This is a genomic window from Mesorhizobium muleiense (assembly GCF_900099905.1).
Taxonomy (GTDB): Bacteria; Pseudomonadota; Alphaproteobacteria; order Rhizobiales; family Rhizobiaceae; genus Mesorhizobium; species Mesorhizobium muleiense.
In genome coordinates this window covers 56,339-81,508 of record NZ_FNEE01000026.1, presented here as the reverse complement: position 1 = coordinate 81,508, position 25,170 = coordinate 56,339, and the positions used below count along the sequence as shown (strand labels likewise).

At 61.2% G+C, this 25,170-nt stretch carries 40 protein-coding genes; 20 read left to right on the top strand and 20 right to left on the bottom strand.

The annotated features are described in order from the left end of the window. On the bottom strand, positions 1 to 566 hold a 566-nt coding region (locus BLT09_RS28980), incomplete at its 3' end, for a corrinoid protein (protein WP_091599815.1). A gap of 272 nt (positions 567 to 838) precedes the next feature. Here BLT09_RS28980 and BLT09_RS28975 point away from each other — a divergent pair. From BLT09_RS28975 to BLT09_RS28960, 4 genes are all read left to right on the top strand, one after another. After that, positions 839 to 2,413: a trimethylamine methyltransferase family protein gene (locus BLT09_RS28975; RefSeq protein WP_091599813.1), complete on the top strand. Its 1,575-nt coding sequence runs from the start codon at positions 839 to 841 to the stop codon at positions 2,411 to 2,413. A gap of 89 nt (positions 2,414 to 2,502) precedes the next feature. Continuing rightward, a complete protein-coding gene (locus BLT09_RS28970) occupies positions 2,503 to 3,192 on the top strand; it encodes a hypothetical protein (protein WP_091599811.1) in 690 nt (229 codons plus the stop codon). Between the two features lie 137 nt (positions 3,193 to 3,329). Further along, a complete protein-coding gene (locus tag BLT09_RS28965) occupies positions 3,330 to 3,890 on the top strand; it encodes an RNA polymerase sigma factor (RefSeq protein WP_091599827.1) in 561 nt (186 codons plus the stop codon). A 2-nt stretch (positions 3,891 to 3,892) separates the two neighbouring features. Further along, the gene (locus tag BLT09_RS28960) at positions 3,893 to 6,034 is read left to right on the top strand and encodes a vWA domain-containing protein (RefSeq protein ID WP_091599809.1); all 2,142 of its coding nucleotides are present in this window, start codon (positions 3,893 to 3,895) and stop codon (positions 6,032 to 6,034) included. A 108-nt stretch (positions 6,035 to 6,142) separates the two neighbouring features. Here BLT09_RS28960 and bmt read toward each other — a convergent pair whose 3' ends face one another. Next, entirely contained in the window at positions 6,143 to 7,159 is a 1,017-nt protein-coding gene (bmt, locus tag BLT09_RS28955) for a betaine--homocysteine S-methyltransferase (RefSeq protein WP_091599807.1), read from the bottom strand. 88 nt (positions 7,160 to 7,247) lie between these two features. Next, positions 7,248 to 8,090, bottom strand: a complete 843-nt coding sequence (locus tag BLT09_RS28950) for a helix-turn-helix domain-containing protein (RefSeq protein WP_027154489.1) — start codon at positions 8,088 to 8,090, stop codon at positions 7,248 to 7,250. Between the two features lie 228 nt (positions 8,091 to 8,318). On the opposite strand from BLT09_RS28950, the gene BLT09_RS28945 reads away from it, so the two are divergent. Together BLT09_RS28945 and BLT09_RS34530 are read left to right on the top strand one after the other, a co-directional pair. Beyond that, entirely contained in the window at positions 8,319 to 9,329 is a 1,011-nt protein-coding gene (locus tag BLT09_RS28945) for a fatty acid desaturase (protein ID WP_091599805.1), read from the top strand. 4 nt (positions 9,330 to 9,333) lie between these two features. Beyond that, positions 9,334 to 9,486, top strand: coding sequence for a hypothetical protein (locus BLT09_RS34530; RefSeq protein ID WP_167366568.1), 153 nt, complete (start codon positions 9,334 to 9,336; stop codon positions 9,484 to 9,486). 81 nt (positions 9,487 to 9,567) lie between these two features. Here BLT09_RS34530 and BLT09_RS28940 read toward each other — a convergent pair whose 3' ends face one another. Genes BLT09_RS28940 through BLT09_RS28890 form a run of 12 tightly spaced genes read right to left on the bottom strand, consistent with a single transcriptional unit; the run spans position 9,568 to position 13,456 of the window. After that, positions 9,568 to 9,795: a hypothetical protein gene (locus BLT09_RS28940; RefSeq protein ID WP_091599803.1), complete on the bottom strand. Its 228-nt coding sequence runs from the start codon at positions 9,793 to 9,795 to the stop codon at positions 9,568 to 9,570. After that, entirely contained in the window at positions 9,788 to 9,979 is a 192-nt protein-coding gene (locus BLT09_RS28935) for a hypothetical protein (RefSeq protein ID WP_091599801.1), read from the bottom strand. Before BLT09_RS28935 ends, BLT09_RS28940 begins: the two co-directional genes overlap by 8 nt. Further along, the gene (locus BLT09_RS28930) at positions 9,979 to 10,245 is read right to left on the bottom strand and encodes a pyocin activator PrtN family protein (protein ID WP_091599799.1); all 267 of its coding nucleotides are present in this window, start codon (positions 10,243 to 10,245) and stop codon (positions 9,979 to 9,981) included. Before BLT09_RS28930 ends, BLT09_RS28935 begins: the two co-directional genes overlap by 1 nt. Beyond that, complete coding sequence (locus BLT09_RS28925; RefSeq protein ID WP_091599797.1) at positions 10,242 to 10,526, bottom strand: hypothetical protein; 285 nt, start codon at positions 10,524 to 10,526, stop codon at positions 10,242 to 10,244. The genes BLT09_RS28930 and BLT09_RS28925 overlap by 4 nt, the downstream gene beginning before the upstream one ends. Continuing rightward, positions 10,523 to 10,855: a hypothetical protein gene (locus BLT09_RS28920; RefSeq protein WP_091599795.1), complete on the bottom strand. Its 333-nt coding sequence runs from the start codon at positions 10,853 to 10,855 to the stop codon at positions 10,523 to 10,525. The genes BLT09_RS28925 and BLT09_RS28920 overlap by 4 nt, the downstream gene beginning before the upstream one ends. Beyond that, positions 10,855 to 11,223 (bottom strand): hypothetical protein, encoded by a 369-nt coding sequence (locus tag BLT09_RS28915; protein ID WP_091599793.1) that lies wholly within the window; start codon positions 11,221 to 11,223, stop codon positions 10,855 to 10,857. Before BLT09_RS28915 ends, BLT09_RS28920 begins: the two co-directional genes overlap by 1 nt. Then, complete coding sequence (locus BLT09_RS28910) at positions 11,220 to 11,681, bottom strand: ASCH domain-containing protein (protein ID WP_091599791.1); 462 nt, start codon at positions 11,679 to 11,681, stop codon at positions 11,220 to 11,222. The genes BLT09_RS28915 and BLT09_RS28910 overlap by 4 nt, the downstream gene beginning before the upstream one ends. 3 nt (positions 11,682 to 11,684) lie before the next feature. Beyond that, positions 11,685 to 11,963 (bottom strand): hypothetical protein, encoded by a 279-nt coding sequence (locus BLT09_RS28905; RefSeq protein WP_139172712.1) that lies wholly within the window; start codon positions 11,961 to 11,963, stop codon positions 11,685 to 11,687. Between the two features lie 5 nt (positions 11,964 to 11,968). Then, positions 11,969 to 12,439 carry a hypothetical protein gene (locus BLT09_RS28900; protein WP_139172711.1) on the bottom strand — a complete coding sequence of 157 codons (471 nt, stop codon included), beginning with the start codon at positions 12,437 to 12,439 and terminating at the stop codon, positions 11,969 to 11,971. A gap of 24 nt (positions 12,440 to 12,463) precedes the next feature. After that, positions 12,464 to 12,661 carry a hypothetical protein gene (locus tag BLT09_RS34020; RefSeq protein WP_139172710.1) on the bottom strand — a complete coding sequence of 66 codons (198 nt, stop codon included), beginning with the start codon at positions 12,659 to 12,661 and terminating at the stop codon, positions 12,464 to 12,466. Between the two features lie 31 nt (positions 12,662 to 12,692). Continuing rightward, positions 12,693 to 13,160 (bottom strand): hypothetical protein, encoded by a 468-nt coding sequence (locus BLT09_RS28895; RefSeq protein WP_091599785.1) that lies wholly within the window; start codon positions 13,158 to 13,160, stop codon positions 12,693 to 12,695. After that, positions 13,157 to 13,456: a hypothetical protein gene (locus BLT09_RS28890; protein WP_091599781.1), complete on the bottom strand. Its 300-nt coding sequence runs from the start codon at positions 13,454 to 13,456 to the stop codon at positions 13,157 to 13,159. Before BLT09_RS28890 ends, BLT09_RS28895 begins: the two co-directional genes overlap by 4 nt. A 35-nt stretch (positions 13,457 to 13,491) precedes the next feature. Here BLT09_RS28890 and BLT09_RS28885 point away from each other — a divergent pair, with 35 nt between their 5' ends. Next, on the top strand, positions 13,492 to 13,722 hold the full coding sequence (locus BLT09_RS28885; protein WP_091599779.1) for a DUF982 domain-containing protein: 231 nt from the start codon (positions 13,492 to 13,494) through the stop codon (positions 13,720 to 13,722). A 2-nt stretch (positions 13,723 to 13,724) separates the two neighbouring features. Here the strand turns inward: BLT09_RS28885 and BLT09_RS28880 are convergent, their stop codons facing one another. The 5 genes from BLT09_RS28880 to BLT09_RS28860 are packed head-to-tail and all read right to left on the bottom strand — an operon-like array spanning position 13,725 to position 15,594. Continuing rightward, on the bottom strand, positions 13,725 to 14,444 hold the full coding sequence (locus tag BLT09_RS28880; protein WP_091599776.1) for an exonuclease domain-containing protein: 720 nt from the start codon (positions 14,442 to 14,444) through the stop codon (positions 13,725 to 13,727). Next, the gene (locus BLT09_RS28875; RefSeq protein ID WP_091599773.1) at positions 14,441 to 14,710 is read right to left on the bottom strand and encodes a hypothetical protein; all 270 of its coding nucleotides are present in this window, start codon (positions 14,708 to 14,710) and stop codon (positions 14,441 to 14,443) included. Before BLT09_RS28875 ends, BLT09_RS28880 begins: the two co-directional genes overlap by 4 nt. Beyond that, entirely contained in the window at positions 14,707 to 14,988 is a 282-nt protein-coding gene (locus BLT09_RS28870) for a hypothetical protein (RefSeq protein WP_139172709.1), read from the bottom strand. Before BLT09_RS28870 ends, BLT09_RS28875 begins: the two co-directional genes overlap by 4 nt. Next, entirely contained in the window at positions 14,988 to 15,242 is a 255-nt protein-coding gene (locus tag BLT09_RS28865) for a hypothetical protein (RefSeq protein ID WP_091599766.1), read from the bottom strand. Before BLT09_RS28865 ends, BLT09_RS28870 begins: the two co-directional genes overlap by 1 nt. Then, complete coding sequence (locus tag BLT09_RS28860; protein WP_091599763.1) at positions 15,229 to 15,594, bottom strand: hypothetical protein; 366 nt, start codon at positions 15,592 to 15,594, stop codon at positions 15,229 to 15,231. The genes BLT09_RS28865 and BLT09_RS28860 overlap by 14 nt, the downstream gene beginning before the upstream one ends. 485 nt (positions 15,595 to 16,079) lie before the next feature. Between BLT09_RS28860 and BLT09_RS28855 the strand changes: the two genes are divergently transcribed. From BLT09_RS28855 to BLT09_RS28795, 13 genes are all read left to right on the top strand, one after another. Next, complete coding sequence (locus BLT09_RS28855) at positions 16,080 to 16,568, top strand: terminase small subunit (RefSeq protein WP_244529164.1); 489 nt, start codon at positions 16,080 to 16,082, stop codon at positions 16,566 to 16,568. Continuing rightward, on the top strand, positions 16,561 to 16,869 hold the full coding sequence (locus tag BLT09_RS34525; protein WP_167366567.1) for a hypothetical protein: 309 nt from the start codon (positions 16,561 to 16,563) through the stop codon (positions 16,867 to 16,869). The genes BLT09_RS28855 and BLT09_RS34525 overlap by 8 nt, the downstream gene beginning before the upstream one ends. Next, complete coding sequence (locus BLT09_RS34520) at positions 16,866 to 17,222, top strand: HNH endonuclease (protein WP_091599754.1); 357 nt, start codon at positions 16,866 to 16,868, stop codon at positions 17,220 to 17,222. Before BLT09_RS34525 ends, BLT09_RS34520 begins: the two co-directional genes overlap by 4 nt. Continuing rightward, a complete protein-coding gene (locus BLT09_RS28840) occupies positions 17,219 to 18,700 on the top strand; it encodes a terminase (protein ID WP_244529162.1) in 1,482 nt (493 codons plus the stop codon). Before BLT09_RS34520 ends, BLT09_RS28840 begins: the two co-directional genes overlap by 4 nt. 38 nt (positions 18,701 to 18,738) lie before the next feature. Then, a complete protein-coding gene (locus tag BLT09_RS28835; RefSeq protein WP_091599752.1) occupies positions 18,739 to 18,993 on the top strand; it encodes a hypothetical protein in 255 nt (84 codons plus the stop codon). Positions 18,994 to 18,999: 6 nt separating this feature from the next. Further along, a complete protein-coding gene (locus BLT09_RS28830; protein WP_091599749.1) occupies positions 19,000 to 19,212 on the top strand; it encodes a hypothetical protein in 213 nt (70 codons plus the stop codon). A gap of 94 nt (positions 19,213 to 19,306) precedes the next feature. After that, positions 19,307 to 21,007 carry a portal protein gene (locus BLT09_RS28825; RefSeq protein ID WP_091599746.1) on the top strand — a complete coding sequence of 567 codons (1,701 nt, stop codon included), beginning with the start codon at positions 19,307 to 19,309 and terminating at the stop codon, positions 21,005 to 21,007. After that, positions 21,007 to 21,345, top strand: a complete 339-nt coding sequence (locus BLT09_RS28820; protein ID WP_091599743.1) for a hypothetical protein — start codon at positions 21,007 to 21,009, stop codon at positions 21,343 to 21,345. The genes BLT09_RS28825 and BLT09_RS28820 overlap by 1 nt, the downstream gene beginning before the upstream one ends. Positions 21,346 to 21,358: 13 nt before the next feature. After that, positions 21,359 to 22,144 (top strand): hypothetical protein, encoded by a 786-nt coding sequence (locus BLT09_RS28815; protein ID WP_139172707.1) that lies wholly within the window; start codon positions 21,359 to 21,361, stop codon positions 22,142 to 22,144. Between the two features lie 8 nt (positions 22,145 to 22,152). After that, a complete protein-coding gene (locus BLT09_RS28810) occupies positions 22,153 to 23,193 on the top strand; it encodes a major capsid protein (RefSeq protein ID WP_091599736.1) in 1,041 nt (346 codons plus the stop codon). A gap of 64 nt (positions 23,194 to 23,257) precedes the next feature. After that, positions 23,258 to 23,677: a Bbp16 family capsid cement protein gene (locus BLT09_RS28805; protein WP_091599733.1), complete on the top strand. Its 420-nt coding sequence runs from the start codon at positions 23,258 to 23,260 to the stop codon at positions 23,675 to 23,677. Beyond that, positions 23,670 to 24,035, top strand: a complete 366-nt coding sequence (locus BLT09_RS28800; RefSeq protein WP_091599731.1) for a hypothetical protein — start codon at positions 23,670 to 23,672, stop codon at positions 24,033 to 24,035. The genes BLT09_RS28805 and BLT09_RS28800 overlap by 8 nt, the downstream gene beginning before the upstream one ends. Before the next feature lie 47 nt (positions 24,036 to 24,082). Further along, a complete protein-coding gene (locus tag BLT09_RS28795) occupies positions 24,083 to 25,099 on the top strand; it encodes a hypothetical protein (protein ID WP_091599729.1) in 1,017 nt (338 codons plus the stop codon). Positions 25,100 to 25,170 lie beyond the last annotated feature (71 nt).

Below are 25,170 nucleotides of genomic sequence, written 5' to 3'. Positions count from 1 at the left end.
ACCAGCACGACGTAGTCGTCGCGGATGCCCTTTTCCTTCATCGTGTCGATGACGACCTTCATGTAGGGCATGGTCGTCGTCAGCAGCGCCGACATGCCGATGATGTCAGGCTGGTGCTGTTCGATGGCGTCGAGATATTTTTCCACCGCATTGTTGATGCCGAGGTCGATGACGTCGAAGCCGGCGCCCTCCATCATCATGCCGACAAGGTTCTTGCCGATGTCGTGGATGTCGCCCTTGACGGTGCCGATCACCATCTTGCCCTGCTTCGGCGCGCCGGTGGCGACAAGCAGCGGACGCAGGATGAACATGCCCGCCTTCATCGCGTTGGCCGACAACAGCACTTCCGGCACGAACAGGATGCCGTCGCGAAAATCCTCGCCGACGATGCGCATGCCTTCGACCAGTGCCTCGGTCAGCACCTTGTAAGGCGCCCAGCCGCGCTCGAGCAGGATGTTGGTGCCTTCCTCGATCTCTTCCTTCAGCCCGTCATAAAGGTCATCGTGCATCTGCTGCACGAGTTCGTCGTCGGAAAGCTCGGAAAGGATGATCTCGTCGTCGGCCATTTTTAATCCAGCTCCTTGCCGCACAGATGCAATTGCGGGGGCCTCAAATATCACGTCAATACCTAACCCGCTACAGGCTTGCGTCCATAGCTGATTTGCGACTTCCCGCAAAAGGAAAGCGACTGCAAATCTATTGGAATTCTTGTCGATTTTGCGACAGGCGTTGGCGCTGGCGGGCCGTTTCGAATAGGGTGCATGACTACGATCCGGCCAGAAGCCGCGATATGCGGCCGTAATAATTGTGCCAGAACAAAAGTCAGGGAAGAACGATCATGAGTGAGAACGCGCCGGTCGACCAGGAAGCGTCAAACGCGCGGCGCGGACGCGCCGCCAGCGGTGGTGCCGCTGCCCGGCGGGCGGCGCGCTCGGGTAGCGGCCCCGGCACCCAACTCACCTACATCAAGCGCAAGATCAACGTCTATGAGGTGCTGGACGAGGAAGGGCTGGCGCTGATCGAGAAGAACACCGACACGGTGCTCGAGGAGATCGGCATCATCTTTCGCGACGACGCCGAGGCGCTGCAGCTGTGGAAAGAGGCCGGCGCGGACGTCAAGGGCGAGCGCGTGCACTTCCCGAAGGGGCTCTGCCGCTCACTTTTGAAAACCGCGCCGTCCGTCTACACCCAGCATGCCCGCAATGCCGAACGTTCGGTGCAGATCGGCGGCAACGCCACGGTGTTCGCACCAGTCTACGGCCCGCCCTTCGTGCGCGACCTCGACGGCGTCAGGCGCTATGCGACGATCGAGGATTTCCGGAATTTCGTGAAGCTCGCCTATATGGCGCCGTCGATCCACCATTCGGGCGGCACGGTGTGCGAGCCAGTCGACGTGCCGGTCAACAAGCGCCATCTCGACATGATCTACAGCCACATCAAATATTCGGACAAGCCGTTCATGGGCTCGGTCACCGCGCCGGAGCGCGCCGAAGATACGGTTGCGATGGCCAAGATCGTGTTCGGCGACGATTTCGTCGAGAACAACACGGTGCTGACCAGCCTGATCAACGCCAACTCGCCGATGGTGTTCGACGAGACCATGCTGGGGGCGCTGAAAGTCTATTCGCGCCACAACCAGGCCTGTATCGTCACGCCGTTCATCCTCGCCGGCGCAATGAGCCCGGTGACGGTCGCTGGCACGCTGACCCAGGTCCTGGCCGAAGTGCTGGCTGGCGCGTCGTTCACGCAGCTGATCCGGCCGGGCGCACCGGTGCTGTTCGGCACCTTCGCCTCGTCGATCTCGATGCAGTCTGGCGCGCCGACCTTCGGCACGCCGGAGCCGTCACTGGTTTCCTATGGCGCGGCGCAGCTCGCGCGCCGGCTTGGCCTGCCGTTCCGCACCGGCGGTTCGCTCTGCGCCTCCAAAATCCCGGACGCGCAGGCGGCCTATGAGAGCGCCAACACGCTGAACTCGACGATCCTCGCCGGCACCAATTTCGTGCTGCACTCGGCCGGCTGGCTCGAGGGCGGGCTCGCTTCCTGCTACGAAAAGTTCATGATGGACATCGACCAGCTCGGCATGACCCAGAAGTTCTCCGAAGGCGTCGACCTGTCTGAGAACGGCCAGGCGATGGATGCCATCCGCCAGGTCGGCCCGGGCAGCCACTATCTCGGCTGTGACCACACCCAGGCCAATTTCCAGACCGCCTTCTACCGTTCCAGCATCGCCGACAACAATTCCTACGAGCAGTGGCTGGCCGAAGGCGAAAAGTCGGCACCGCAGCGCGCCAACGAACTCGCCCGCCGCTGGCTGGAAAACTACGAGGCGCCGCATCTCGATCAGGGCGTCGACGATGGGCTGAAGGACTTCATCGCCAGCAAGAAGGCGTCGATGGCCGACGCCTTCACTTGAAAGGAGCCCGAGTCAGGCGGGGCTAAAGTCGCCAACATCATCCACAAGGAAGTCTGGCGGAGCGCCTTCTCCGAGCCGGACAGGAAGGGATGATCCTTGAGCGCAGCATGGTCGAAGATATAGCGGCGGCGCTTTCCGCCCACGGCCTCATCCTGCGCGGCGGCTTCAATTTTGCAGGCGGTGAGGAAACACCCTCCGGTCTCTCCGGCGCTGCCGCCAGATCCGTCCTGCTGGTGGGGCAGGCGGGCGCCGCGCCGTGGCCGCATTTTCTGCGCTGGCGGGAAGGCCAATCGCAAACTGTTGCCGATCCGTTCGATGCATGGTCGCGCGAAGTGATCGGCGCAGTGGCGAAGACATTCGGCGCGCGCGCCGTGTCGCCGTCCGACAGACCGTATCTGCCGTTCCAGCAATGGGCGATGCAGGCGGAGGGTCTGAAACCGTCGCCGCTCGGCATCCTCATGCATCCGCAATACGGGCTCTGGCACGCCTATCGCGGCGCGCTGCTGTTTGACGACGAGATTGCGTTTGGGGAAACTCGCGAAGTGGTTCACCTTTGCGATGCATGTGTCGACAAACCTTGCCTGAAATCCTGTCCGGTCGACGCTTATTCTGCGGATGGTTTCGCGCATGGAACATGTCTGGCGCATGTGCGTGGGCACAACGGCGCGGCTTGCCGAACCGGCGGTTGTCTCGACCGCAACGCCTGTCCCTACGGCGCGGCCTATCGCTATCCGCCACAGGTTCAAGCCTTCCACATGGTCGCGTTCGCGGGCCTATAGCGTCGCCGAATGCCGCACGAAACTTGAACACCGCATTGCGACCCCGATAACCCGCTGGTGGTCATCTGACCGCCCTGCAAAAAAATCCTTCCATCACCCCAAGGAATCGCCATTAGCCTTCGTCCAACAGGCAAATGATGGCGATGATGCTGGATGAAAGCGAAGCCTCCGACGCCGAGCTGATCGGTCGTGCGAAGGGCGGTGACAGGGGGGCTTTCGGCAAATTGCTCGAAAGGCACTATGACTTCGTCTATCGCGCCGCCTATCGCTGGTGCGGGAAAAAGGCCGATGCCGAGGATATCGCCCAGGAAGTCTGCGTCCGGCTCGGCCGGGCGATCCGCGACTATCATGGCAGCGGCGCCTTCACCACCTGGCTCTACACCATGACGCTGAATGCGGCACGCGACATGATGCGCAAGAGCATCCGCGAGGCGATCAAGACCGAAGCCTATGGGGCTTACGGGCTGATCTCGGGAGAGGCCCCGGCCGAGCCCGAAGATCCAGCCGAGGCGCTTTGGGCGGCGGTGCGAATGCTGCCGGACAAGCAGCGCGATGCAGTGCTGCTCGTCTATGGCGAAGGGCTGAGCCACGCACTCGCTTCCGAGGCGATGGGCATCTCGGAGGCGACGGTTTCCTGGCACATCCATGAAGCGAAGAAACGGTTGAAGGCGCTCATGCTTTCAGCCGGGGAAGTGTGATCATGGTCGACGACAACGAACTCAACAGGCTGCGCGACATCGCAGCACCGCCGCCCGGTACCGCGGCGAAGGGGCGTGCCTTAGGGGCGGCCATGCGTGCCTACGACATGGGCGAAAAAACTTCACCTGCCGCCCAAGGATCGGCGAAAGGGCTTCGTCTCACAGAGCGAGCACAAAAGCTCTGGAGCGAAATCATGCAAAAGAAACTCTTCGCCACGCCGGCCATTGCCGGGCTCGTCGCCCTGCCGATCGCCGGATACGCCACGATCTATATGCTGCAGGAGCAGCCGTTCTATTCCGGTGGGGACGAGAAGATCACCGAAACGCTGGCCGATAAACCAGCGGCTAAAGCGCCGGCAACGGTAAGGCCGCTCACCGTAGCCGAGGCCGACAAGCGGAAGAAAGCCGATGCCGACGCCGAAAACCGCGTCGCAGCCGAGGCGCTTGTCGCGCCGGCATCGCCGCCGAAGCCACAATCGGCTGCCGGCCTGGCGCAGCAGGACGCTCTGGCCCGCAATGCGGCGCCCGAGCCGGCACCTGCGCCGAAAGGTGAGTTCGCAAGGGATGGTGGAGCTGCGCCGTCTGGCAGAGTGATGATGTCTATATCTCCTCCGGAAGCCGACGGAGCCACGCGGGCTGGCCGCATGCCAGGCGCCGAATCCAAGCTGATGGTACAGCCGCAGGCCATGCCGGCCGACCAGATGCTGCCGGAGCAAAACCGCGACCGCGTCGGGGATTTCAAGAGCAATCCGGTGCGTGCCGCGCTCGAAGACCGGGTCTCGACCTTCTCGATCGATGTCGACACGGCCTCCTATTCCTTCGTGCGGCGCTCGCTCAGGGAAGGTGCTTTGCCGCAGGCCGACACGGTCCGCGTCGAGGAGATGATCAACTACTTCCCCTATGACTGGAAAGGTCCGGACGTTGCCTCGACGCCGTTCAACTCGACCGTCAGCGTCATGCCGACGCCGTGGAACGAGCACACCAGGCTGATGCATGTCGCCATCAAGGGTTTCGACGCCAAGGCGGCCGAGCAGCCCAAGGCCAACCTGGTCTTCCTGATCGACGTGTCGGGCTCGATGAACGAGCAGGACAAGCTGCCGCTCCTGCAGTCGGCCTTCCGGCTTCTGGTCAACAAATTGAAGCCCGACGACACGGTTTCGATCGTCACCTATGCGGGCAATGCCGGCACTGTACTGGAGCCGACGAAGGTTTCGGAGAAGGACAAGATCCTCGATGCCATCGACACGTTGGCGCCCGGCGGCAGCACGGCCGGCGAGGCAGGTATCAAGGAAGCTTATCGGCTGGCGCAGAAATCCTTCGTCAACGACGGCATCAATCGCGTGATGCTGGCCACGGACGGCGACTTCAATGTCGGCCAGACCGACGACGACGATCTGAAGCGGTTGATCGAAAAGGAGCGCAAGACCGGGGTGTTCCTGTCGGTGTTCGGTTTCGGCCGCGGCAACCTGAACGATCAGATGATGCAGGCCATCGCCCAGAAGGGCAACGGCACCGCCGCCTATATCGACACTTTGGCCGAGGCGGAGAAGGTGCTGGTCGAGGATGCGTCCTCGACATTGTTCACCATCGCCAAGGACGTGAAGATCCAGGTCGAGTTCAACCCGCAAAAAGTCTCGGAATACCGGCTGATCGGCTACGAGACCCGCGCCTTGAACCGCGAGGATTTCAACAACGACCGCGTCGATGCCGGCGAGATCGGCTCTGGCCATTCGGTCACTGCGATCTACGAGATCACGCCGAACGGCAGCGGCGGCCAGAAGATCGATCCGCTGCGCTACGGCCAGGCTGCGGCGAACAATGGCGGCGTCGCCAATGCCGACGAATATGCCTTCGTCAAGATCCGCTACAAGTTGCCGAACGGGGATGCCTCGAAGCTGATCACCACGCCGGTGACATCGGCCAACGAAGTTGCTGATTTCGACCAGGCCAGCATCGACCAGCGCTTCTCCGTTGCCGTCGCAGCTTTTGGCCAGAAGCTCCGCGACGAGGATGCGACCGCGAAGTTCGGCTACGACAAGATCATGGAGATTGCCACTGCCGCCCGGGGAGCCGACCCGTTCGGCTACCGGTCCGAGTTTCTCTCGCTGGTGCGCCTCGCCTCGGCGCTCGGCGGTAACCGGTAATGGTGATGACGGCCGGTTTTCCTCAGATGGGATCGTTCTGATACGGAAAACCGCCGATGGGCGGTGAGGCAGGCCGGCAGGGAAACCTTGCCGGCCTTTTCAATTGCGTCAGGCGCGGCTGCGCCGGCGCTCGCGGCGGGCTTCGCTGCTCTCGACGGTGTTGACCGTCGCCTGCTTGTTGCGCATCGGGCCGATGCGCTCGACGATTTTTTCGACGGTCGGGCGATCCGACCTTGTGTGGGCATCGAGCGCCTTGCGCATGGCGGCGAGGTGGGCGAACGAGGTGCCGCAGCAACCGCCGACGATCTTTGCGCCGGCATCGACGGCGAGCCTGACATAGTCGGCCATCAATTCGGGCGTGCCGGAATAGTGGATTTCGGCGCCGCGAAATTCCGGAATGCCGCAATTGCCCTTGACGATCACCGTCGCCTCCGGCTTCGCCTCGGTCATGTCGAGCAGTGAGGCGAGGATGTCGGAGGCGCCGACGCCGCAATTGGCGCCGACACCGAGCGGCGCCTGCGACAAGCCATCGGCGACGCCGTGGATGTCCTTCGGCAACAGCCCCATCATGGTGCGGCCGGCGGTGTCGAAGGAACCGGTGTAGGTATAGGGCAGGCCGACGCGGATTGCGGCTTCGGCTGCGGCGCGGATTTCGTCCGGCGCCGACATGGTCTCGATCCAGGCGACTTCGGCGCCGCCGGCCTTCAGGCCCTCGATCTGTTCGGCAAAGGCCTCGACCGCCTCCTCATAGGTCATGGCGCCGAGCGGCACCAGCAACTCGCCGGTCGGGCCTACCGAGCCGGCGACGATGACCTTGCGGCCGGCCTTATCGGCGACGGCGCGGGCGATCTCGGCGGCGCGCTTGTTCAGCGCGTAAACCCGGTCCTGCGCATGGTGCAGCTTCAGCCGGTGGCGGGTGCCGCCGAAGGAATTGGTCAGGATGATGTCGGCGCCGGCCTCGACGAAGTTCTGGTGCAGACTGGTGATGGTGTCCGGCGCCGTTTCGTTCAGCAACTCTGGAGCCTCGCCGGCCTCGAGCCCCATGGCGAACAGATTGGTGCCGGTGGCGCCATCGGCGAGCAGGACGCCCTTTTCGGCAAGCAAAGCGTCGATTGGATTGGTCATTGGAAATCACGCCTTCCGGATTGTTTGTCGAGATAAGGATATAAAGAAATCTTTATATGACGTCAATGTCGGTGCAGGAAGCAAGCCGTCAAAATCGCATTTCCGCCAGCCTTTGGGTGAAGCTGGCGGCTTCGTGCGCATTGATGTCGGCGGCGCGGATCAGATTGTCGAAATGGCTGGTCAGCTTGCGGACCGGCTGGGTCGCGTTCAGCACCAGATACATGTCGCCGACATAGATGGCGGCGCGATAAGGCCCGAAGATGGTGTAGGGGATCGAATAGCGCATCCGCCCGTCATAGAGAAACAGGCGGAAGGTGGGATAAAGGTCGTCGAGCAGCGTCGCCATGTGAAGAAGCTGCTGGTGGCGGGCGGCCTCAGGGAAACGGTCCCAGACGCCCAGGCCGCGCGCAAAGATCTCCAGCGTGTGGCGCGGCATGCAGACTTCCATGTCGGTTTCCGGCCGCCGGTTGTAGTCGATGCGGTACTGCGTCTCGCCGGCCTGGGCCTCACGGCTCTTGTTGGCGATACCGGCCTCGTAATCGACGAGCGCTTCGGTGCGCAGAAGATCGGGAATGCCGGCCGGCACGTAACGGATTTTCGTGCCCGCGGCCTCGGCATGCCATCTGGCCAGCAGCGTGCGGTCGAAGCCGTCAGGCGCTTCCTCGATCTCCAGGCTCTCGCGGATTTCACCGGTGAGGCCTTCGTCCTGGCTGAGGCCGAGCAGCCAGTCGAGCGACACTTTGAATTCGGCGGCGATGTTGAGCAGCGTTTCGGCGCGGGGCAGGCGTGTCGAGGCACCGGATAGCAGCTGCGAAAGCGCCGAGCGGTCGATGCCCACCGCAGTCGCGAAGGCCGACTGGTTCAGATCCGATCGTGTCAGGAGCATTTTCAGGCGCTCCCGAAAGACCGTCGACAGGTCGCGTTTGTCCATATCGTCATTCCGGCCATTGGGAGAAAAAAAATTCGCCGAACCCGCCAACGTAGCACTTTGGGCGTAAATGAATCCTCAAGTCCGTTTACAATAGATAACACATGCGGCTGAAAATGCGCAATCGCAACATTTTGTGCGCTTTGTCGCGTTGCAGCATCACGAGGCTCCTGACACAATGCTGTCAGGAATCAAAACGGTTCCGGCGACTGGAAGGGCAGTGGTCGATCCATGACAAGCAGGAATAACAGACGACGCAATGCACCGGCCATCGAATGGCCGACCGTCTTCCTCGCGTTTTTCTGCTACGGCACCTGGCTCGCAGCCGGCCTGTTCCTGTGGCCGTCCTATCCGCTGCTGGCGCTCGTCGTTCTGGCCCTGATGGCGGCGCTGCAATCCTCGCTGGCGCACGAAGTCCTGCACGGCCATCCAACCCGCAATACGCAGCTCAACGAAGCTTTCGTCTTCCTGCCGATTGGTCTTGTCTGGCCGTTCCGGCGGTTCAAGACCATTCATCTGCGCCATCATGCCGACGAACGGCTGACCGATCCGCTTGACGATCCTGAAAGCTACTACAAGGCGCTGTGGCACCATGACGAATTGCCGCCGGCGATGAAGTTCCTGCTGAAGATCAACAACACCATGATCGGCCGGCTCATTCTCGGCCCGTGGCTGTCGTGCACCGGCTTCTTCATCGACGATGCCAGGCAGATGCTTGCCGGCGACAAGGTGATCCGCAAGGCATGGCTGCTGCACGCCATCGGCCTCGCCGTGGTGCTGCCGGTCGTGCAGTTCGGCTTCGGCATCCCGCTATGGCTCTACATCCTGGTGCCGGTGTGGCTGGGCCAGTCGCTGATCTCGATCCGCACCTTCGCCGAGCATCAGTGGTCGGAGCATCCGGAAGGCCGTACGGTGATCGTCGAACGTTCGCCGCTGTCGTTCCTGTTCCTCAACAACAATCTGCATTTCGTTCATCACAAGAGCCCGACGGTGGCCTGGTACAGGCTGCCGAAGCTGTTTCGCGAGCGCCGTGACGAGTGGCTGCGGATGAACAATGGCTATGCCTATCCGAACTATTTCGCGCTGCTCAAGGCATATGCCTTCAAGGCCAAGGAGCCGATCGTCCACCCGGTGCTGCGGCGCACGCCGGAACCGGGCCGGGCGTTCAAGCCGCGCGTCAGGGGGCGCAGCCTCAATGGGCTTGGCAGTGCGCCGGTACCGGCCGAGCCGCCGAAAGAATGAATTTTTGGGTATTGCCGGCAGCGATGCCCAGGTGCGCGTCAATGGCCTCGTCAAATTTTCTCAGCGTAACGATCAAAGTCCCGGCATGAGCGATTTCGTTGCCGGTTTGCCGATGTACGATCGGACGAAAGACGTTGCTTTCCAAGGCGTCCAATAGTCTTTGTGATACAATTGTGATTACAAAAAAGCCCGGAACTTAGTTCCGAGCTTCTGATTTTGGCGCAGGATACGAATGTGTTCACTCGCCGACGCGGCGAAACTCCGTCTTAATTATGTAGTTGCCGTCGCTCTCCTCGATCTCCTGGCGGAAAATGTAGACGCTCCCGCCCAAGGCGATCTCGGCGTCAAGCGCCGCTTTCCTCATGCGGGCGATTGTCTCCAGGTACGCCGAATTATCGCGGCGCGGCGCGCGCAGAATGTCGGGATCGATTTCGAACATGTGCTTTAGATCGGCCGCGTCAACCATCGTTCGAAACCCTGAGGTCAAGCTTGGCTAGGTACTCTCTGAAATCCTTGTAGGCGTCGGCCCGCCCATGCTCCCATTGCTGGAGGCGCTTTGATCGCTGCGGATCGACGGCGGCGTTCCGGCAAACGTTCTCGCGCTTCGCCAGTGTGTCGAGAATATGAGTGCGCAGTTCTTCTGCTGTCATCACCTTCGCCCCTGTAGCTGATCGTTCTCTTTCTTCGCGGCCTCTCGGCGCTTGTCAATCCAGGCGGCGAGGTCGAGCAAATATACGCCCTTCGCCGCCTTCTGGCTGCTCTCGATCCTGACCACGGGCAAATCGATCTCGCCCTCTGTCGTCTTGCGGATGAACTGTTGCGGCGTGAGGTGCTGGAAATAGTCGCGGCAAACCTTGTCGACCGGGATCACAGCCGCGCCGTCGAACTGCGCCATTAGGAGGAACGCGGTGTTCATTCGACCATCCAAACGGAGCCCGGGGTTATGCGGATATCGCGGTCGCTCTGAAATGCCTTGGGTTTCGGGTACATCATGATCGGCGGGTTGATCGCCTTCTCGATGAAGTCGCGGACGATCTCCGGGTGCGAGGTGCCATAGGTGATGATGCTCGCAATCTGGCGCTCCCGTTCGGCTCGCAAGGTCCGCTCGGTCACGCGCCGCCATCTGTCAATCTCGCGCCATTGCTCGCGCGTCGTGGTGCGTGGGATCGCGTCGGCGTTGAATAGGAGGTGGATCATTTCATGATTTCCAGGGCTACATCTGCGGCGTTCGCGCCAAGGCCGTTGTCGTGCATCCATCCATGGGCTACATGCGCGGCCCTTTTGCGCTCGGCTACGATGACGGACGCGCAAGCCTGGATCACAGACAAATGGTCTAGCTTCCCGGCGAGGTATTGGCTTCGCGCCTCGGGTCCGACGCGCTCGGCAATGGCGCGGCGGGCGGCATCCAACACATCTGCCGGTATCTTAGCCGGCGCTGGGTGATCGCCGCATAGGCAGTCTTTCGGGAGCGGCAGCGAGCCACGTTCCTGGCTCGCGCAACGGACGCAAATCGGATCGCCGGCCATTAAATCTCCCTCCTGTAAACAAACCCGTTGATGTTCAGCATGTCGGGCAGGGGCGGCGGCGCGGCGTTCGGATCAATGCCAAGCTCGCCCAGGCAGGCGGCAATGTGGGGCTCGGCCTCCGCGCCTCTGATCTCGCGGCTGTAACCCTTCCAAAGGGCATCGGCAGGGCCGCGCTCGCTGATCTCCAGCCGGCCGGCGAACTCGCGGACAAGGAACACCCTGATCAGCGCCTCGCCGTGGTGGCCGGCCCAATACCGCATAGCGGCCTTGCGCGCCTGGGTCACGTCGTCGGGCCGCTCCTTGCGCGGCGGCTTGAAGGCAACGCCGCCGTTGCGGCGGAACAGGGCAACGGATGCGAACGGGGTCATAGGTTCTTCCTCCAGTCGAAGAACATGAGCGCGCCCTTGACCGGGATGAATTCGACCGGCCGCGCGTTGCGGATGATGAAGCCGTAGCGCCCCACGAACCAAGGGCTGTCGCTGGCGTCGACGCAATCGACAATCTCGGCCACGCCGACGATCCCGCCGCGTAGCGGGCTCCAGTCTGGCGCGCTATACGTCGCCCATCCATCCGTGCTTTCGATCTCTCGCGCCCCTGTGTCGACGGCGAACGGCTCATCAGTCACCGGGTGGAAAGGGCCAGCAGGGTCCGTAAGTGAATAAAAGCAATCCATGTCCTCTTTCTTGCCGGCGTGGATGCATACCGGCCCGCGAAACTTCGTCGGCCAATCGCGGTTCTCGATGTCTTTGTGGCCGTTGACGATCAGCCAAGCCCAGGGCTGCATGATCGAAAGGGCTCTGTCGGGTAGCGATGCGATGTCGATCATGGTTCAGCCCTCAAAGTCGTCGTTGAAATCGTCGGCGGGGTTGTACGGCTCAAGCTCAAGCTCGGCCGGCGTCACACCCCTGTTGAGTTCGTCAAAGGTCCGCTCCAGAACCTCGTAATATTCGCCTTCTACGAGGACGAGGATGCGAGCGGGCAAGCCGCCGCCGTGGCGCTTGCTGATGAGCGTCACGGCCTGCTTGGCTCGCGGCTTCATGCTCAGGGCGGCGGCGATGTCAGCGCCGGTCATGCCGTAGGGCGTGCGGAATTTCGGGGTGGCTCTCATTGCCCTCACTCCGGGATTTCTGGAGCGAGGCCGGCGCGCTTATAGCCGCGCTGCACAAAGCCAGGATGAGCCTGTTCCCACATCTTGGAAAAAAGACCGTCCCGCGTTTCGACTTGGACCTTGTAAAGCTCGCGGCGGTCGCCGTAGCGATCACGGATCATCAAGACGCGATAGATCAGGGCTCGCGCCGCCTTGCCGCCGCGATCAATATAGATGACGTCGCCCTCTTTGTAGGGGATGCGAGCCCTGGCCTCGGCGTATGTCTTGGCGTCTGCGATATCTCCACGGCGCTGGCCGTCCGCTCCAATAGCGCCGCTCCAGAGATAGCGGTGAGGCGCGATTTCGGCGGTCTCAACTTCAATCGGCTTCCAGTCGTTGACTACGCGGCCCATGTTGCGATCCTTGTTGAGTTGATGTGTTAATCGCAACATTACAGTCACATTTATAAGCCTGTCAATAGGCGAAAGGCCCGACATTAGCCGGGCCTCATCGATTTTTTTCTAGTTCACTTGGGAATTCTTTTCCGCGTTGTTCGCGGCGTCGGTCAACCGCTGGGCAAGCTGGCGGGCTGCTTCGGCGGTAATGTTGGCGAACTGCCATCGGCGTTGATCTGGCATCATCATGACCGTGATCTTGTCGCCGCGTCCGAAGTCGCTCACAAACGCGTCGATATCATTCTGTTTTGCGCATGCACTCACTTTTCCTGGGCCTCCTGCCGCACGTTGTTGCCTATAGTTTCCGCCGCCTTCGTGTGGTCGGTCTCTGTGCCAGTCCTGCCGCCTTGATCTCGGCGACAGTGATAGGTTCCTCACTCAAATAATATTCGCTCGCCCAGGCGATCCGTTGGCCGCGCTCGCCGATCCAGGATCGCCGCCATGTGGTCACGCGCAAGCGGCCTAGAGGCGTGTCGATGCCGGCCGTCGCATCTGCCTGCGGCCCGATGCAGTCCGCGCCTCGCTGATCCTCGATCAGGTATATTTGCGTCCAGGCTGTGCGCGCCCTCTCCTGAACCTCGGCCATATAGTCGCGCCGCTCGGTCGAGGTCACTCGCGCCGGCTGGCCGTCGCGCAAGCGTTTAATCGCGTCGATGATCCTGAACGCCTGGTCGGTCGGCAGATCGTCGCCAAGCGCCGTCGTCACAGCGCGCAAGGCGTCTGTGATCGCGTCCTCGCGGGCTAGGCGGGCGGCATGGCTCACGGCCTCGAAACCTTAGAAAGCTGTTCCATGGCGGTTTGGAAGTCGCGCATTTCCATGTTCGTTTTGAACTGGAATTTAAGATATGGGTCGCCGTCTCCAACGACCGATGTCAAAAAGCAGTCTCGGTTGAAAAGCTGCGCCGAAATCCGCTTGCGCTCGGCGAGGATTGCGAGGGCGATGCCCTCGACAAGTTTCTGCTGAATGTACTCAGTCGGTTCCCACTCCTCATGATACCAGCGCCTCGCTACGTCGGTCGCCGCCTCAACCACATCTGCCGGTATCTCTTTCTCGGTCATCTTGCTTCCCTTTCGATCCGCGCCAAATATGCGGCATGCTGTGGTTCTCGCCCGCCGTGACGATCAAGGCCGCGCCCGGCAGAATGCGGGACGTGAACTCCGTCGAGGGCGCGCTTGAGGCGATGCGAGGCTGGCCAGTGCGCCCTAAACTGCGCGCGGCCTATGTGATCTGCGCTGAGGTGTTCGACGGAACCAAGACGGTTGACGACGCGCGCAAGGCGTTCGTCTCGGCTGCGAAAGAGGCCGGCGCTTATCGCGATGGATGATCTCATTTCGCTCTCTTTTGCAGCCAGTAGCGGGCGGAAAACTTGGTGTCCTCGTCCATGTCGCTTGTGTCCCTGATCCACTCCAGGTAGCTCGGGTCATCTTTCGCGCACTGCTCGAATGTCATGTTGACGCCGTTGCGCCGGTACTTGCCGAATTTCATTGCCCTCAACAGCGCGGGATACTCGCTGATCTTCGCCATTTCCTCGGGCGTCTTGTGGTCGAGCAGGCGAACGAATAGATGCGCCGTCACGTAGGCGTCGGGCAGGGCTCTATGTGGCGGCTCGGACAGCTTGCGGTCGCATGGTAGCTCCAGCCAATAGCGCAAGCCCTGGTTCGAATGCGTCGGCGCGTCGGGCCATACGATCCGCGCAACCTTGTAGGTGTCGATCCAAGGGATGCCCCACGGCGGCGTGAAGTGCATTTCGAACTTGGCGTTGTGGGCGACAAGCCATGTCGGCGTGCCGTTACCGGCAAGCAGCCTATCCCACAAATCGCGGGCAGGCGGCGCGTGCCGAACGTCTTCCTCCCATATGTGGTGCACGGCCTTAGTTTGCGGCGGGATCGGCCCGCGCGGCCGGCAGAGCGATTGAAAGGCGCTCTGATGCACAAGCAGGCGCGACGTCAGATTGACGTCATAGCTGCCCATTTCGATCACCTCGGGATCGGCGTCCTCGGGCAGGCCGGTGGTCTCATAGTCGATGACGCGGGCGAGGGCGGTCATTGCGCTATTTCCCTCCTGTAAACAGCGCCGTCGATGTACAGGACATCGGGCTTTGGCAGCGGTGGGTCGCACGGCGACCTGAACACGTAGTCTTGCGGAAAGAGGCCGGGCGCGGTGACCGCGATGACATTCGTCCACCGCGATTGCTCTTCTTTCACCCGACGAAGCTCAGCAAGCGTGCAGTCGATGCAGTCGATCAAGTCTCGGTATGATCGCCAGTTCGGGAAGCGCTCTTCTATTTGCCCGATGATCTGATCTGCGCTCATAGCGTCACCTCGGCGCGTATCCGCTCGGCCTCGGCCCGGCCGGCGTCAGTGACGGCGTATCCGCTGCCGGCGATAGACCAGTCAGCCGGATTGAACGCGGTCGAGAGCTTCACCATGCCCTTGCGGGCGAGGGAGCGAACGACGCGGCGAACATTGCCAGTCTCGATCACTTCGGCGGCGCAGATTGCTCGCATATAGACGGCGTAGTCAGACGGCACGTCCTCGGACATATAGACTAGAACGCGTCTTTCGCGGTCGGTTAGGTTTGGCGTAGTCATTAGTCGATCCCCTCCAGTGCGGCGGCGGCGCATTCCTGAGGCGTCTTCCCGTCAACAAAAGCCGTCAGCATCGCGAGGCGCGCGGCATAGAACAGATGGCTCGCCTCGTAGTTCTTCCACTTCTTTTTTGACGCAGCGACATGGGCGTCAATCTTGGCCTGAACTTCCACCCACTTGTCACGCATGTCGTGCTCAAGCTCGGGCTTGCCCGCGATCTTCTTGCGAGCGGCGGCGGCGATTTTATTGGGCTTCATGGCTGGGAGCTTTCGCGATGGCGTCGCGGATTTCCTGGAGCGTGACCCAGCACTGATTTGCCGGGTCCTGGCCGTGGCAAAGCTCCTCAACAGCGCCCTCTGCGGACTTGAGCGCGGTCAACGCCTGGGCATCGATCTGCGAACGCCCGGCGATGAACGCGACGGCGATGGCGTCTGTCAGGCCGAAATCCTCATGGATCGCAATGTCTCCATCCGGTAGGCCGTAGGCGCGGCGAATGACGGCCTCGATCTCGCGGGCAATGATGTCGACAACATCAAGTCCGGCGTCGGTGCCTGTCTGGTATTCAGCGAACGCCTTGCGGGCGAGCGTCCTGTTCTCAGTCGGCGTCATGATGTGCCTCCGTTTAAGTGTTGCGTCTTTCACAACGCATGACACGAACTGCTTTGCCGCGCAAGTAGGTTTCTAAGGAATCTTTTTAAGCCAGATTACAGGCTGTTATATAATGCTGTGAACATTAAACCGATGCTCGTTCACAATTGCCGAACAATCTAAAAAATTCTCAGTTAAAAACCTCTTCGTCTCTAAATATCCAATCAAATCAATAATATAAGTAGTGACAAGATAGTTTATAAGAAGGCAGTAAACTTTTTAATCGCTAGGGGTAGTGGGGTTTATAAAATAGGTCGGGATATATAAACGCGATTTTCACCATTTTAAAAAAAGTTTAGTGCCTCTTAGAAACCTCCTTCCGAACCTCCAGCGTGATCCGCGTGCTTCACGGCAACCATTGATGCGTAATTCTCAACGCCTAATGCATGCTGCGATTGCGATCTGGACCAATGACGCCGAAACAAGAGCAATTCGTGAGGGAATATTTGATCGACCTGAACGCAACTCAGGCGGCGATTAGGGCTGGATATTCGCAGAAGACGGCGGCGGCTGTCGGTCATGAGAACCTGACAAAACCTGAGATCAAGGCCGCGATCGATGCCGCCCGCGTTGAGCGCTCGCAAGAAACCAAAATTGACGCCGCGTGGGTGCTTACTCGCCTCGCCGCTGAGGCGGTCGCCGATATCGCCGACATCTACGATGACGACGGCCAACTGTTGCCGGTGAAGGAATGGCCGCTGATCTGGCGGCAGGGTCTCGTCCAGGGCGTCGACGTTGAGGAACTGTTTGACGGCTACGGCAAAGAGCGGACGCAGATAGGCGTCGTGCGCAAGGTCAAGCTGTCGGATCGCGTGCGCCGCATAGAACTGATCGGCAAGCACGTTGGCGTGAAAGCATTCGAGGAGCAGATCAGCATGACCGGTCTCGATGCGCTCGCGGATCGGCTGGCTCGGGCGTCTAAACGCGATGCCTGATAGGATCGCCTGTTGCGTGCCGTTCTGCCGCCGCACCATCGCGGCGGAAAAAATCGCGCCTCATAAGGATTGGGTATGCGGCGTCCATTGGGCCGGCGTCTCGCGCAAGCTCAAAGCGGAATACAATCTCGCCAAGCGCCGCGCTCGCCGCATACTGAGGTTCAAGCCGATCTATGCCGAATACTGGAAGCTCCCAGGCGGATCACCTGGGCGGCTATCGGCCGTTGCGATGTGGCGTCGGCTCGATGCTGCCTGGGCGAAGTGCAAGGCCGGCGCAATCGAGCGAGCGGCAGGCATATGAGTGAGGCCGCAATCCTCGTCTGCCGTGGGAAGAACTACGAGATCGAAACGCTGATCTCGCCCGAGGATCACGCGTGGGCTGTGAGCCGTGGCAACTGGTTTGTCACGCATGGCACGCGCCGCGACGGCAAGAGCTACGTGGTGCGAAGCGAGGGCGGCGTTCTCGTATTCCTGCACAAGGTCGTTCTCGCTCGGGCTTGGCAGCTACCGCCGACGCCTGCCCATATCATAGGCGACCATCGCAACGGCAATAGCTTGGACAACCGGCGCGGCAATCTGCGCTGGGCAACGCCGCAGATGAATGCGCGGAACATCTTCGGCCTGATTGAACGGCAAATGGAGTTGGCGATATGACCGCCGCCCGCCGCCGCGCCGATCCGAATGACGCGATAATCGAGCTTGCTGCATCCTGCCGGTTTAATCCTAAGCGATGGACGCGCAAAGCCTGGGATTGGGGCGTCGGCGCGCTGGAGAAGCACCAGGGGCCGCGTGAGTGGCAAGACGACATCAACGGGATCATCGGCGATCACCTCGCCAATCCCGAGACGCGCTATCAACCGTTGCAAATCTCGGTCGCCTCCGGCCACGGCATCGGCAAGTCAGCCGAAATGGGCATGCTCTCGAATTGGGCTATGTCGTGCTGGGATGACGCGAGGATCGTCACGACTGCCAACACCGAAGGCCAGTTGCGCACCAAGACCGCGCCCGAGATTGGCAAGTGGTTTCGCACCTCGCTAACCGGACATTGGTTCGATGTGCAAGCCATGTCGATCAAGGCGCGCGATCCGCTGCACGGCGATAGCTGGCGGCAGGACTTCATTCCCTGGAGCGAACACAACACGGAAGCGTTCGCCGGCCTTCACAATGAGGGTAGGATTATCCTCCTACTGTTCGATGAGGCGTCGAAAATCCATGACAAGGTTTGGGAAGTCGCTGAGGGCGCGCTGACCGACGAAAACACCGTCATCATCTGGATCGTGTTCGGCAACCCGACGCGCAACAGCGGACGGTTCCGCGAGTGCTTCCGCCGCTTTCGTCATCGCTGGGTGCAACGGCAGATCGATAGCCGCACGGTGCCCGGCACGAACAAAGCATATCTGCAACGCCTAGTGGACGATCACGGCGAGGATAGCGATCTCGTCAAGGTTCGTGTGCGCGGCCAATTCCCGAGCCAGTCAGCCATGCAGTTCATCAGCGAGACCGACGCCGACAAGGCGCGCGCCGTCCACCTTCGCCCAGGCCAATACAATTTTGCGCCCGTGATCATTGGCGTCGATCCGGCTTGGACGGGCGATGACAAGCTAGAGATCATGCTGAGGCAAGGGCTCTACTCCAAGAGCCTCGCCAGCATCGCGCGCAACGACAACGATGTTGAGGTGGCGAACCTGATCGCTCGCCTGGAGGACGAACACCAGGCCGACGCGGTGTTTGTCGACGCCGGCTATGGCACGGGCATTGTGAGCGCTGGGCAAGTCATGGGCCGCAACTGGCGGCTGATCTGGTTCTCCGGAAAGCCGCTCGATCCTGGCTACCTCAATAAGCGCGCCGAAATGATCGGTGGAGTGAAGCGCTGGATCAAGGCAGGCGGCGCAATCGATCCGCACGATGAGGAGCTTTATCAGGACATCATCGGGCCTGAAACCGTGCCGCGCTTGGACGGCAAAATTCAGATCGAAAGCAAAGAGGACATGAAGGAACGCGGCCTGCCGTCGCCCAATAAACTCGACGCTCTCGCGCTCACGCATGCTGAGCCGGTCGCCAAGAAGATCGCGCACCACAGGAACGGGCAACCGGGCCATACGGTCATCACGGATTACGATCCGCTCGCCTGAGTTCATGACGGCAACCATCGGCGCGTAGTGGTCGACCTATGGAACAGTTGACCGACGCTTACCGTCTCGCCGTCGCACAGAACGTCGCCACGAATGGCCGGCTGTTCTGCATCCTGCTTGCCGCCGCAAACGCCGCCGCCGCTTGTCCGATTGGCGTTGCGCTTTCGGCCCTTCCTGTGGGGCTCGCCTGGGTCGCTGACGTTGCCCCTAGAAAGTACCGGTCGAACCTCGCCTTGGCGTCCGTCGCGTCGTCGTTCGGTCTCGCAATCGCAACCCTCGTCAACTGCTGGTGATCCGCAATGTGCATCTTCCCGAAGCAAGACACTCCCGACGCGCCTGAGCTTCCGCCCGAGACTGCCGCCATGCGCGAGCCCGACGCGGGCGCGGTACGGTCGAACACCGGCCGGCGCACGCTCGACAAGATCAGGGGCGGCACAAGCACGATCCTAACCTCCGGCTCGGGCGTCACGGCGGCGGCTCCGACCGAAAAGAAAACGCTGCTCGGTCAGTGAGAAAGTCCGCACCGGCAAGCAGGATAATGGCCCCGGCACAGAGGATGGGAATGATTGTCCCAGCACAGCGGCAGAGCAATTCAAGGGCGTTCAAATGACCGACAACGCGCCGCGCAACGAAAGCCAAGTCTCCTATCATCGCCGCCGCGCTGAGGAACTGAAATCAGTTCGCAATCCGTGGGAAACGGTCTGGCGTCCGCTCGCCGACTTCATTGAGCCGACGCGCCTGCGCCTGTCCAACACCAATGAAGGCGCGACCAGTCGCGCCAACATCCTTGACAGCACGGGAACCAAGTCGCTGCGCACGCTGGCGTCGGGCATGCATTCCGGCATCACGTCGCCGGCTCGCCCGTGGTTTCGTTTCGGCACGAGTGACCCTGAGTTGAAGGACTTCGCGCCGGTCAAGACGTGGCTGTCCGATGTCGAGCAACGCATGCGCGAGGTGTTTTCAAGCTCGAATATCTACAACGCATTTCACACTGGCTATGGCGATCTCGGGCAGTTCGGGCAATCGGTCGGGCTCCTGGTTGAGGATGAACAGTCGACCGTTCGCATGCAGCAACTCTTGCACGGCCGGTTCTGGATCGCCCGCGATGAGCGAGGCCGCGCCACGACGCTCTATCGCACGTTCCGTTGGTCGGTGCAGCGCATCGTCAGCCGCTTCGGCTACTCCAAGGTAAGCACGCGCATTCGGACGCTGTTCGATCAAAGCAAATACGATGAGCGCTTTGATATCTGGCATGCGGTCGAGCCGCGACTAAACCGCGATCCGTCCAGGATCGACAAGAAGAACAAGCCGTTCCTGTCGAACTATTGGGAAGACAGCGACACGGCGGGCGGCGCTGGCCTCGAAATGTTTGAGGAAAGCGGTTTCGATGGAAACCCGATCATCGCGCCGCCGTGGGAGCTTGCCGGCGACGATCACTATGCCCTGTCGCCTGGGCAGATCGCCCTTGGCGACGTGAAGGGCTTGCAGCTTGAGACCAAGCGCAAGTGGGAAGCTATCGACAAGAAAGTTCGCCCGCCGATGACCGGGCCAACGTCGATGCGGAACAATCCGGCGTCGCTGCTGCCTGGGTCCGTCACCTATGTCGATGATCCGACCGGCAAAGGCTACCGCGCCGCGATGGACGTGAACATTGATCTGTCGCACCTCACGGCAGACATCCGCGATCTCCGCGACCATATCCGCGAAATCTTCTACGCCGATCTGTTCCTGATGCTTTCCAACATGGAAGGCATTCAGCCGCGCAATCAATTCGAGATCGCTGAGCGCAAAGAGGAAAAGTTGCTCGCGCTCGGGCCGGTGCTGGAAAACATCTACGGCGCGCAGCTGGAGCCGACGATTGATCGCACATTTGAGATCATGAACCGTCGTGGAATGCTGCCGCCGCCGCCGCCCGATATCCAAAACCAGACGCTCAAGATCGAATACATTTCGATCCTCGCCCAGGCACAGAAGGCCGTCGCCACGGGCAGCATTGAGCGCGGCTTTGCGTTCGCCGGCCAGCTTGCGGCAGTCAAGCCCGAGGTGCTGGACAAGCTCGACGGCGACGAAGCGATTGACGTGTATTTCGACTACCTGGGCGTGCCGCCGTCGATTGTCATCCCTGACGAGGAAGTCGCCAAGGTTCGGAAGGCGAGGACGCAACGCCAGCAAATGGCTGAGAACGCCGAAATGATGGCGACCGTTGCGCCTGCCGCCAAGCAGGGCGCGGACGCCGCCGCCGTGCTGGCCGGCGCTCAAGACAACCCAGGCGGCGGCGCGCTGCTTGAGCGGCTGGGGATCGGCTGATGTCGGGCGATTTGAGCGAACAACTGTCTCCGCAGGAACAATCCGAGCGCAATGAGTTGGTGAAGGCGTTCAGGGAAGTCGCGGCGCTCGCGGCTGGCAAGCGCGTCCTTTTCTGGATGCTGGAGCAGGCCGCGATCTATGCCGATCCGTTCGCGGGCGAGAACACCAACGCCACCAACTACACGCTCGGGCAACAGGCCGTGGGGCGCAAGCTGATCTCAAAGTTCGATGAGATCGATCCGCGCCTCTATCCGCGTCTCCTGCTCGATATCGGCGAATTGAAAGCAATGGACATCGCGGCGCTCGCCGCCAAACAGGAGACGGAAGATGAGGAATAGGATCGCTGCGCTGATGACTGGATCATCGCCTTTCGCAATGGCGGCTTACAACGCGGAAGGCGGTAGCGGTGGAGGTGACCCGCCTGCCGACATCACGCCGAAGGAGCCGGAAAGCATCCTGTTTCCGGCCGATGGCGAAAAGCCGGCTGATCCTCCTGCTGGTGAAAAGAAGCCGGGCGAGGGCGATGACACGCCCGCCGACTGGAAAGAATACGTCGATGACCCGGCCAAGTCGGCAGATGAAAACGCCGCCGCCAAGGCCGAACACGACAAGACCAAGCCGACCGAAAAGACCGATGCCGAAAAGGCGCTCGATCTCGTACCTGAGGACGGCAAGTATGCGCTGACGATGCCCGAAGGCGTCGAAGTCGATCAAGAATTGCTCGACGCGCTTGGGCCAAAGTTCGCCGCGAAAAAGATGACCGTTCGCGAGGCCCAGGAACTCACCGACGAATACGTCAAAATCAACGCGGCGCGCACTCAAAAGCGGATGGAAGATTGGGGCAAAACAATCTCCGGTTGGGCCGATACCGCCAAGAAAGACGAGGAGATCGGCGGCGACAAGTGGGATGGCACAGTTCAGGCCAGTCAACGCGCCGTCAATAAGCTCGGGACGCCGGGCCTCAAACAATATCTCAACGCGAGTGGTGGCGGCAACCATCCGGAACTTATCAGGATATTCGCGAAGGTCGGCGCGATGATTTCCGAAGACAGCCCACCACAGGATGGGGCGGGCGGCAAAGGAAAGCCAGTCGAGGCCGCTCACAAGTTGTTTCCGAACGACGCACCGAAAGGCTGAGAACGACTATGGCAACTATCGGCAACACCTACCCACAGCTTATCGACATGCACAAGGCGTCTGCCGAGGGCACCGTCATTGAATTGCTCAAGCAGAACAACCCGATCCTGGACGATGCGATTGCGACGCCCTGCAATATGGACGCCGTGCATCGCCACTCGATCCGCACCGGTTATCCTACCGTCTCCTGGGGCCGTCTCTACAAGGGTGTTGCCGCGTCCAAGGCGACCATGCAGCAGGTCGATGACACGACCGGCTTTATCAACGCCCGCTCCGAGATCGACACGCGCTTGCTCGCTCTCGCTCCCGATCCGGCCAAGGCCCGACTGGTGGACAGCGCGCCGTACCTGGAAGTCATGAACCAGGAAATGGCGACCGGCATTTTCTACCATGACACAGCCACGACGCCCGAGAAGTTCAAGGGCCTCGCTGCGCGCTTCAACGCGTACAACACCAACATTCCGAACCCGGCCGTTCCGAACGTCGCCAATCAGGTGATCCACGGCGGCGGCGCGGGTGCCGACAATACCTCGATCTGGTTCGTTACCTGGGCCGATCACGCGACTTCGCTGCTCTATCCGAAGGCGATGAAGGCCGGCGTCAACATCATGGACAAGGGTGAGGAGCCGGTGAAGGACGCCGACAACAACACCTTCTACGCCAAGGTGACGGTGTTCGAATGGCACATCGGCGCGTTCGTGAAGGACTATCGTTACAACGTCCGGATCGCGAATATCGACGTGTCCGATCTGCTCGCCGGCACGGTCGACGTGTGGGCTCTGCTGCGCAAAGCCTACTATCGCATGTTCCAGGTCTACGGCATCGGTGCCCTGGGCGGCAAGTCGGCGGTCTACATGAACCGTCAGGTTCTTGAAGTGCTTGACGCGCAGTCGACCGACCGTGCGCTGCTCGCAGCCAACCCGAACTATACCGGCCTCGGGCAGGCGCAGGTCGAGGGCCGCTTGGTCCGCACCTATCGCGAAATCCCGATCCGCATGACCGACGCCATCCTCAATACCGAGGCGCTGGTTCCTTCCGTCGCGATCTGACGGTTCACGCTTGGGCTTGCCGCTATGTGGCGGCAAGCGTCGAACTTCAACGAGAGGCAAGGCAATGATTTTAGACCAACAGACTTTGCTTTCCGACGCCCAGGCGATCACTGTGACGGCGGTAAGCACCAACGTAATCGATCTCGGCCCAATCGCTTCGGGCCTGGTCCGCGATATCGGCAAGGGCAAGCCGATCCCGCTGCTTATCCAGGTGACGGAAGCGTTCGCCGCAGCTGGCGCGGGAACGCTCACCTTCGCCCTCCAGGTCGACAATGACGTGGCCTTTGGCTCGCCCACCACGGTCTGGACTTCCGCCGCTATCGGCAAGGCCGAACTGATCCCCGGCAAGGTGATCATCCCCGAATTCATTCCACGCGGCACCAATGAGCGCTATATGCGCCTCAGCTACACGGTCGCCACGGGACCGATGACGGCGGGCAAGGTCACCGCTGGCGTCACCATGGGCAACCAGTCCAATGGCTAACGTCATCGCGAAAGTCCGTGGCTATTTCGGCAACGTCCTGCGCGAGCCAGGCGACCGCTTCGTCATCGATGATGAGATCATGGATGATCCGAAGCGCCGCCCGAAGTGGGTCAATGAGGCTTCGGCCTCGCCGGCTCCAGAGGCGGTCGAGACCGCCGAAGGTGAGGCAACCGACGACAAGCCGAAGAAGGGCAAAGGCAAGGGCAAAGGCAAACCGGAAACGGTCTCCGCTCCTTCCGCCAAGCCCTTCGAAGACGCGCCGGCCCCGATCCACGTCAAGAACGAGATCAACGACGCGCTGGGCTCGACGCAGCCCGATTGGATCGCTCCAGGCGCTCCCGTCGCTGTGACCGATTAAACGGAAGGGCGCTTGCCGCCCTTCTCCTCTCTTCAGGCGAGTGAACCGTGGCCCAGGTCTTCAACGAACAGCGGGTTCTAGGCGTGCGCCTCCAGGCCGAGGGAGCGACCCTGTTCAACGGCCTTCCCGTGTTCGGCGTGGTCGACGCGACCTCCGTCCTGTTCTCCGATAATCAGCGAACGCTTGGCGTCAATATTCTCGATGCTGACGCGGCGATGCATAATGATCAGCCGGTTCGTGGCGTGGTGGTGATTTCGGACGGTCGCAAGCTATACAACGGTCAGCTTGTCGTTCCTGTGTCTGGATTACACTCAGCGGAAGCCCTGGCCCTGTTCGCGCGCTTCACGACGCCTCCGACCGACGCGCGCAAAACGCTGATCAACAATCGCATCCTCGCCGCGAAAGCTTCCGGCGCATGGGCTCTGCGCGACGGCTTCTACATGATGGCAGCGGCCGATGCGCAGGCTGGACAGCGCAATTGGAAAGCTGACGCGTTCAATCTGTCGGAGCAAGGCACAATCGCCTTTGCTGCTGATCGCGGCTACACCGGCGACGGCGCGACGGGTTATCTGGCTACCGGGTTCACTCCAAGCGCGGCAGGCGGCCAGTTCGCGCTTAATAGCGCGCACATGTCTTTGTGGTCGCGTAGCAACGCCCAATCAACTGGCATTTCGATGGGTGCCAGAACAACCGCAGCCACGGCGCAAGCACTCCTCATCCTCCGCAACGCCTCAGATAATGGGTCCTTCCGCCTCAATCAGGACGTGACCACTGGCTCAACAGTGGTGGCGAATAGCTCTGGTGGGTTCGTCGCTCGGCGTTCAGCCGCCGATGCTACGGCGTTGTGGCGTAACGGGGTCAGCCTCGGCACTCACAATGCGCCTTCCACGGCATTGCCGGCAGCCGCCATCGTAATCGGGGCTATGAACACGGGCGGGGTAATCGGCAGCTTCTCCCCTTACCAATTCGCATCAGTCGGCTTTGGCGGCAACCTGTCTGACGCGCAAATCCTCGCCGAATATCAGGCCGACCTTGCGTACCTTCAAGCCGTAGGAGCCGCCTGATGAGCGTCATCTACGATTTCGCTGTCGCGCTCTTCTTGTCAGTCCTGGCCGTAGCGGTCGGGGTCGGGGCA